This window comes from Mycolicibacterium sp. lyk4-40-TYG-92 (assembly GCF_030209435.1).
Classification (GTDB): domain Bacteria; phylum Actinomycetota; class Actinomycetes; order Mycobacteriales; family Mycobacteriaceae; genus Mycobacterium.
This window is the reverse complement of sequence record NZ_JARVRX010000013.1, coordinates 192866-199700: the sequence shown is the minus strand read 5'-3', so window position 1 is coordinate 199700 and position 6835 is coordinate 192866. Positions and strand designations below refer to the sequence as shown.

The window sequence follows — 6835 nt, the reverse complement described above, 5'->3', positions numbered from 1 at the left end:
TGATGCCGTCGACACCCAGGCTCTGGGCCTTGACGGCGTGGCGGACCGAGGTGCATTTGTGCAGCACCTTGATGCCGGCGTCGTGGAACATCGGCAGGTGCGGGCCGGGGTTGGAGCCGGCGGTCTCCACGATCTTGATGCCGGCATCGACGATGACCTTGCGGTACTCGTCGTACGGCGGCGGGTTGATCGACGGGAGGATCGTCAGGTTCACCCCGAACGGCTTGTCCGTCAGGTCGCGCGTCTTGGCGATCTCATTGGCCAGATCCGCGGGTGTCGGCTGCGTCAGCGCGGTGATGAAACCCAGACCGCCGGCATTGGCCACGGCGGCAACGAGTTCCGCGCGACCGACCCACTGCATACCGCCCTGGGCGATCGGGTGCTCGACACCGAAGGCCTCGGTGAACTTCGTCTGGATGCTCATCGCTTCATCACCTCGGGGCCATGCGGATCGCGCCATCCAGACGGATGACCTCGCCGTTGAGCATCGGGTTCTCGATGATGTGCTGCGCCAGGGCGCCGTACTCGTCGGGGTCACCGAGGCGGGCGGGGTGTGGAACCTGCTGGCCGAGGGACTTCTGTGCCTCCTCGGGCAGCGAGCCCAGCAGCGGGGTCTTGAACAGGCCCGGGGCGATGGTGCAGACGCGGATCAGCTCACGCGACAGGTCGCGGGCGATCGGCAGGGTCATGCCGACGACGCCGCCCTTGGACGCCGAGTATGCGGCCTGACCGATCTGGCCGTCGAACGCGGCCACCGAGGCGGTGTTGATGATGACGCCGCGCTCCTCGCCGACCGGCTCGGTCTTGGCGATGCGCTCCGCGGCGAGGCGGATGACGTTGAAGGTGCCGATCAGGTTGACCTCGACCACCTTGCGGAAGCCGTCGAGCGGGAACGCACCGTTCTTGCTCAGGGTCTTGATGGCGTTGCCGATACCCGCACAGTTGACGTTGATACGGACCGGGCCCATCTCCTCGGCCGCGTCCAGCGCCGCCGAGACGCCGGCCTCGTCGGTGACGTCGGTCGCGACGAACTTGGCACGCGGGCCCAGCTCGGCGACGACGTCCGCACCCTTGAGGTCGATGACGACGACGCTGCCGCCGGCATCGAGCAGGCGCTTGGTGGTCGCCAGGCCCAGGCCCGACGCACCACCCGTCACGACGGCTACGGAATCTTTGATCTGCATTGATGCAATTCCCTTCTTGTTACGGAAATCGGTGGGGCGCCTCAGGCCCAGTCGCGCAGGACCGACTCGGTGTCGGCACCGGGCGCGCGGGGCGGCGTCGGCGTGGTCGGCACGGTGCGGGAGAACCGCGGCGCCGGCATGGGCTCGAGGTTGTCGCCGCCGTCGGCGAACCGGAAGAACGTGTCGCGCTCGGTGATGTGCGGCTCGGTCTCGACCTCGGCGAAGCTCAGCACCGGCGTGGTGCAGGCATCGGACCCTTCGAAGACCTTGGCCCAGTGATCCCGCGTCTGCGCCTTGAACGCGGTGGTGAAGACCTCGCGCAATTCCGGCCAGCGGCTCACGTCCTGCTGCGCCGGCAGCGCGGCGGGGTCCAGCTCCAGCTTGGCCAGCAGCTCGGCGTAGAACTGCGGCTCGATGGCACCGACCGCCATGTACTTGCCGTCGGAGGTCTCGTAGGTGTCGTAGTAGGGCGCGCCGGTGTCGAGCATGTTGGTGCCGCGTTCGTCGCTCCACATGCCCTGGCTGCGGAAGCTCCACATCATCTGCATGAGCACGCTGGAGCCGTCGATCATCGCGGCGTCGACGACCTGGCCCTTGCCGGAGGTCTGCCGCTCGAACAGGGCGGAGAGGATGCCGACCAACAGGAACATCGAGCCGCCGCCGAAGTCACCGGCGAGGTTCAACGGCGGGACGGGACGCTCGCCCTTGCGACCGACGGCGTGCAGCAGACCGTTCAGCGAGATGTAGTTGATGTCGTGGCCGGCCTGCAGGGCACGCGGGCCGGTCTGACCCCAGCCCGTCATCCGCGCATAGACCAGCTTCTCGTTGACCTTGGCGCAGTCCTCGGGCCCCAGGCCCAGCCGCTCGGTGACACCCGGCCGGAAGCCCTCGATGAGGACATCGGCCTTGGCGATCAAGCCCAGGACCAGTTCGCGACCCGCGTCGCTCTTCATGTCGACCGACACCGAACGGCGGTTGCGCAGCATGGTGTCGCGGGCCGGCATGGGCACGCCGGCGGCCTTGTTCGGCCGGTCCACCCGCACGACGTCGGCGCCGAGGTCACCGAGGATCATCGCCGCGTGCGGCCCGGGGCCGATGCCGGCCAACTCGACAACGCGCAGTCCCTGCAGTGGTCCAGCCATCTAAATGCACCTCTTGGTCGATCGGTTTGAGCCCAGTTCTATTGACCGCGACATAGCTTACTTGTATAACGAAGTCTGTCTAGTGCGGGCATCTGGCCCGCCCGTGAAACTGGGGTACTGAATGACTTACACCGGATCCGCTGACCTGACTGTCGCTTTGGACGACGGCGTGTTGTCCGTGACGCTCAACCGGCCGGACACGCTGAACTCGCTGTCGCTGGAAATGCTCGAACTCCTCGGCGACGCGGTGCTCCAGGCCGCGACCGACCCCGAGGTCAAGGTGGTCCGCCTCGGCGGCGCCGGTCGCGGCTTCTGCTCCGGCGCGGGCCTGAGCGCCGAGGATCAGGACGCCAAGCAGTTCGACGCGGCAGCGGTCTTGAACGCCGCCAACCGCGCGGTCGCGGCTCTCGTGAACCTGCCCAAGCCGGCCGTCGCGGTGGTGCACGGCGTCGCCGCCGGTGTCGGGGTATCCCTGGCCCTCGGGTGCGACATCGTCCTGGCGTCCGAGAAGTCGTCGTTCCTGTTGGCGTTCACCAAGATCGGCCTGATGCCCGACGGCGGCGCCTCGGCCCTGGTCGCCGCGTCGATCGGCCGCGCCCGGGCGATGCGCATGGCGCTGCTGGCCGAGAAGCTGCCCGCGGCCGAGGCTCTCGCCGCCGGACTGGTGAGCTCGGTGCACGCGGCCGATGAGTTCGACGCCGAGGTCGACCGTGTGCTGGCGGCGCTCAAGTCCGGCCCGGCCGTGGCCCTGCGCAAGACCAAGCAGGCCGTCAATGACGCCACCCTGACCGAGCTGGGCAACACGTTCGCCCGCGAAACCGCCGGGCAGATCCAGCTTTTGCACGCCGCTGACTTCCGGGAGGGCGTCGCATCCTTCCAGCAGCGGCGGCTTCCGGTGTACTCCGACGTGTAGCCGGTGATTTGCGCACGTTGTTCCGCGCCGACCGGCCAACAACGTGCACAAATCGCTTGACGGGCGCGGGACGATGGACTGGTGAGTTCCCAGTTCGACGTCGAAACGCCCGAACCGCGAACCACTGACCGCTGGCGGGTGTTCGCGCCGTTACGTTTCCGCGAATACCGTCTGCTCATCGCGGCCGTCTCGCTGTCCATCTTCGCCGAGGGCATGTGGACGGTCGTGGCCGCGCTGCAGGTCATCGCGCTGGACAACGATCCGGCCGCGCTGTCCCTGGTGGCGACCTGCCTGGGTACCGGCCTGGTGTGCTTCGTGCTGGTCGGTGGCATCGCGGCCGACCGGCTGAACCGACGCAACATCATCATCACCGTCGAGGTCGTCAACCTGGCGGTGGTGTCGACCATTGCTGTCCTCAGTTGGTCTGGGGCACTACGCATTTGGCACATGGCCGTGGCCGCGACGTGCCTCGGCATCGCGGTTGCCTTCTTTTTCCCGGCGTACAGTGCACTGCTGCCCCGGTTGCTGCCGGCCGAACAACTGTTGGCGGCCAACGGCATTGAGGGCATGGTGCGTCCCGTGCTGCAACAGGCCATCGGCCCGGCCGCAGCCGGCGTCCTCGTCGGCCTGACGTTCCCGTGGATCGGCGCGACCACCGTCGCGACGTTGTTCGCGATCGGGCTGGCGCTACTCGTGGCGACCCGCCCCGCGGCCGTCGCCGGCGAAGAGCCGATCGACCACAAGCACGTACTGCACGACCTTCGTGACGGTTTCGCGTTCATGACCCGCACGCCATGGCTGCTCTGGACGCTGTTGGTCGCCAGCGTCTACGTGTTGGTGGTCTTGGGACCCATCGAGGTACTGGTGCCGTTCATCGCCGAGCAACGCTTCGCCGACGGCCCGCGGGCGTACGGGTTCATCATGGCGGGATTCGGGCTCGGTAGTGCCTTTGGCGCACTGGCTGTTTCGTCCACCCGGATGCCCCGGCGCTACCTGACGGCGATGATGGCGATCTGGGGACTGGGCGCAATGCCGCTGATCGTCGTCGGCACCACGTGGTCGTTTCCGCTGATGCTGACAGCTGCGTTCTTCGTGGGCGTCGGGGACGGCGCCAGCATGGTGATCTGGGGGACGCTGCTGCAGCGACGGGTGCCGACAGAGATGCTGGGCCGAGTCTCGAGCCTCGACTTTTTCGTCTCGCTGGTGTTCCTGCCGGTGTCGTACGCGATCGCCGGTCCGCTGTCGAAGATCGTCGGCATGCAATGGATTTTCCTGGTCTCCGGTCTGCTACCCGCGGCGCTGACCGCCATCGCCTGGACCGCGGGCAAGATGCGGACCGACGAACTCGCGAACCCCGTGTGATTTCGGGGTTGCGTCCAAGGCTCCGCACGGAGCCGGAGGCTCACCATGGCGCCGAAAAGTCCCTGAGTGCAATGACCGCGACGAACTGCCGGCGGTTATGGCACTCAGGGACGTCTCGCGGCGCTGGTCGGTACCTGGCTTCAAACAGCGTGGCTACCAATGCCTCGTGATTGAAGCCAAGTACTTCCAGCCCCACTTGCGTATTCCTATTCACCCTGAATTCAGGGTGAATAGGCGTTCCATACCCGCCCTACACGCTAGCCGCGATGCAGCGTCAGCAGATGCTCGTAAACCTGGCCGTTGATGCGGTTGTGGTTGATCTCGTCTTCCGTCAGCTCGCGGCGGATCTTGCCCGGCACTCCCGCGATCATGGTGCCCGGCGGCACCACGAACCCTTGCGGCACAACGGTTCCGGCCGCGACCAGTGAGCCGGCGCCGATCGTCGCTCCGTTGAGCACAATGGCCCCCATGCCCACCAGGGCACCGTCCTCCACGGTGCAGCCGTGCAGGACCGCGTTGTGCCCGACGCTGACGCCGGCGCCGACCTTCACCGGGAAGCCCGGGTCGACGTGCACCGTGCAGCCGTCCTGGATGTTGGAGCCTTCGCCGATCTCGATGGGCTCGAACTCGGCACGCAGCGTGGTGCTGTACCAGATGCTGACCCGCGCGGCGAGCGTCACCTGGCCGAGTACCGATGCGGTCGGCGCGACCCACGACTCGTCATGCAGCTGCGGGGCGTGGCCCTGGATGGGAAGAATCAACGGTCCTGACATGCGGCAGAGTTTAGGGCGCGCGCCGCGCGGGCCGGGAGCGTGGCGCAATCTGTGCGGTTCGTGTCGGTTCTGCCACTGGCCTTGCCCTGGCGCACCGGCCAGAGTGGTGCGGTGACGCTCACCTCGACCACGGCGCCGCCCCGAACCGCATGGGCGGTGGCCGCCGTCAGTTTCCTGGCGATCCTGGCCGCCGCGGGTTTCCGGGCCGTACCCGGCGTGCTGATGACGCCGCTGCACCATGAGTTCGGCTGGTCGCACGCCACCGTCGGCCTCGCGATGTCGGTCAACATGACGCTGTTCGGGGTCACCGCTCCCTTCGCGGCGGCGCTGATGGACCGATTCGGCGTCCGACCGGTGCTGACGGTGGCGCTGGGGTTGATCACGGCCGGTTCGGCGCTGTCGGTCCGCATGACGAGCGGCTGGCAGCTGGTGGCGTGCTGGGGCGTATTGGTCGGGATCGGCACGGGGTGCATCTCGATGGGCTTCGTGGCGACGGTCGCCACCCGCTGGTTCGACGAACGCCGCGGCCTGGTGACCGGGGTGCTGACGGCGGCCAGCGCAACCGGGCAACTGATCTTCCTGCCCTTGGTCGCCGAGGTCGCGACCCGCCACGGCTGGCGCTGGGCCTGCCTCATCGTCGCCGCGGCCGCGTTCGCGGTCATCGCGCCCGTCCTCGTCGTCATGCGCCACCACCCGCCCGCACCGACCTCGGCACCCGCGAACGGCTTCCGGTCCGCATTGGACGGGCTCGTCATCGGTGCACGGGTGCCGGTGTTCTGGCTCCTGGCCGGCAGCTTCGCGATCTGCGGCATGACCACCAACGGGCTGATCGGCACCCACTTCATCCCCGCCGCGGGCGACCACGGCATGCCCACGACGGTCGCCGCGGGTCTGCTGGCCACCATCGGCGTCCTGGACGTGGCCGGCACGGTCTGTTCGGGCTGGCTCACCGACCGGGTCGATCCGCGGCTCCTGCTCACTGTGTATTACGTCGGGCGCGGCATTTCGCTGATGCTGCTGCCTTCGCTGCTTTCTGCGCACGCCGATCCGGGCACCTGGGTGTTCATCGTCTTCTACGGCCTGGACTGGGTTGCCACGGTGCCGCCCACAATCGCGCTGTGCCGCGACTACTTCGGTGATCGCTCCCCTGTGGTGTTCGGCTGGGTGTTTGCCGCGCATCAGGTCGGCGCCGCGATCGCGGCGGCCGCGGCGGGCTGGCTTCGCGACCTACAGGGTAACTATGACCTGGCCTTTCAACTGGCGGCGGGCCTCTGTGCAGTGGCCGCACTGCTGTGTTTCAGCGTTCGAAAAGTGCAGGTCAGCGCGGCCCGATCAAACCGGACCGCGGGTAGCTGATTTTGCTGTTTCCCAGCGCCAGCCATTACCATTCGACGGGCGCCACGCCCCGGATGGGGTCTCCCCGGTCGGGCGGGGTGCGCGTCATGAACAGCTGAGGAGCCG

General features: G+C 67.8%; 7 protein-coding genes. 3 read left to right on the top strand and 4 right to left on the bottom strand.

Annotated features, from left to right (window positions below; genetic code table 11):
• From QRN63_RS19795 to QRN63_RS19785, 3 genes are all read right to left on the bottom strand, one after another.
• Positions 1–424: NAD(P)H-dependent flavin oxidoreductase (locus QRN63_RS19795; protein ID WP_285032337.1), on the bottom strand; the 424-nt coding region annotated here is incomplete at its 3' end.
• 7 nt (positions 425–431) lie between these two features.
• A complete protein-coding gene (locus tag QRN63_RS19790; RefSeq protein WP_267315359.1) occupies positions 432–1184 on the bottom strand; it encodes a 3-hydroxyacyl-CoA dehydrogenase in 753 nt (250 codons plus the stop codon).
• Positions 1185–1225: 41 nt separating this feature from the next.
• A complete protein-coding gene (locus tag QRN63_RS19785) occupies positions 1226–2326 on the bottom strand; it encodes a CaiB/BaiF CoA transferase family protein (RefSeq protein WP_285032336.1) in 1101 nt (366 codons plus the stop codon).
• A 121-nt stretch (positions 2327–2447) separates the two neighbouring features.
• Here QRN63_RS19785 and QRN63_RS19780 point away from each other — a divergent pair, with 121 nt between their 5' ends.
• Together QRN63_RS19780 and tet(V) are read left to right on the top strand one after the other, a co-directional pair.
• Positions 2448–3239 (top strand): enoyl-CoA hydratase, encoded by a 792-nt coding sequence (locus tag QRN63_RS19780; protein ID WP_267315361.1) that lies wholly within the window; start codon positions 2448–2450, stop codon positions 3237–3239.
• Between the two features lie 81 nt (positions 3240–3320).
• Entirely contained in the window at positions 3321–4601 is a 1281-nt protein-coding gene (tet(V), locus tag QRN63_RS19775; RefSeq protein WP_285032335.1) for a tetracycline efflux MFS transporter Tet(V), read from the top strand.
• A gap of 257 nt (positions 4602–4858) precedes the next feature.
• Here the strand turns inward: tet(V) and QRN63_RS19770 are convergent, their stop codons facing one another.
• Complete coding sequence (locus tag QRN63_RS19770; RefSeq protein ID WP_267315363.1) at positions 4859–5374, bottom strand: gamma carbonic anhydrase family protein; 516 nt, start codon at positions 5372–5374, stop codon at positions 4859–4861.
• 111 nt (positions 5375–5485) lie between these two features.
• Here QRN63_RS19770 and QRN63_RS19765 point away from each other — a divergent pair, with 111 nt between their 5' ends.
• A complete protein-coding gene (locus QRN63_RS19765) occupies positions 5486–6730 on the top strand; it encodes an MFS transporter (protein WP_285032347.1) in 1245 nt (414 codons plus the stop codon).
• Positions 6731–6835: the final 105 nt, after the last annotated feature.

What these genes read in the sequence shown, in the direction of transcription:
- QRN63_RS19790 (WP_267315359.1), bottom strand. Translation starts at nt 1,184, where the DNA reads ATGCAGATCAAAGATTCCGTAGCCGTCGTGACGGGTGGTGCGTCGGGC.
- QRN63_RS19785 (WP_285032336.1), bottom strand. Translation starts at nt 2,326, where the DNA reads ATGGCTGGACCACTGCAGGGACTGCGCGTTGTCGAGTTGGCCGGCATC.
- QRN63_RS19780 (WP_267315361.1), top strand. Translation starts at nt 2,448, where the DNA reads ATGACTTACACCGGATCCGCTGACCTGACTGTCGCTTTGGACGACGGC.
- QRN63_RS19770 (WP_267315363.1), bottom strand. Translation starts at nt 5,374, where the DNA reads ATGTCAGGACCGTTGATTCTTCCCATCCAGGGCCACGCCCCGCAGCTG.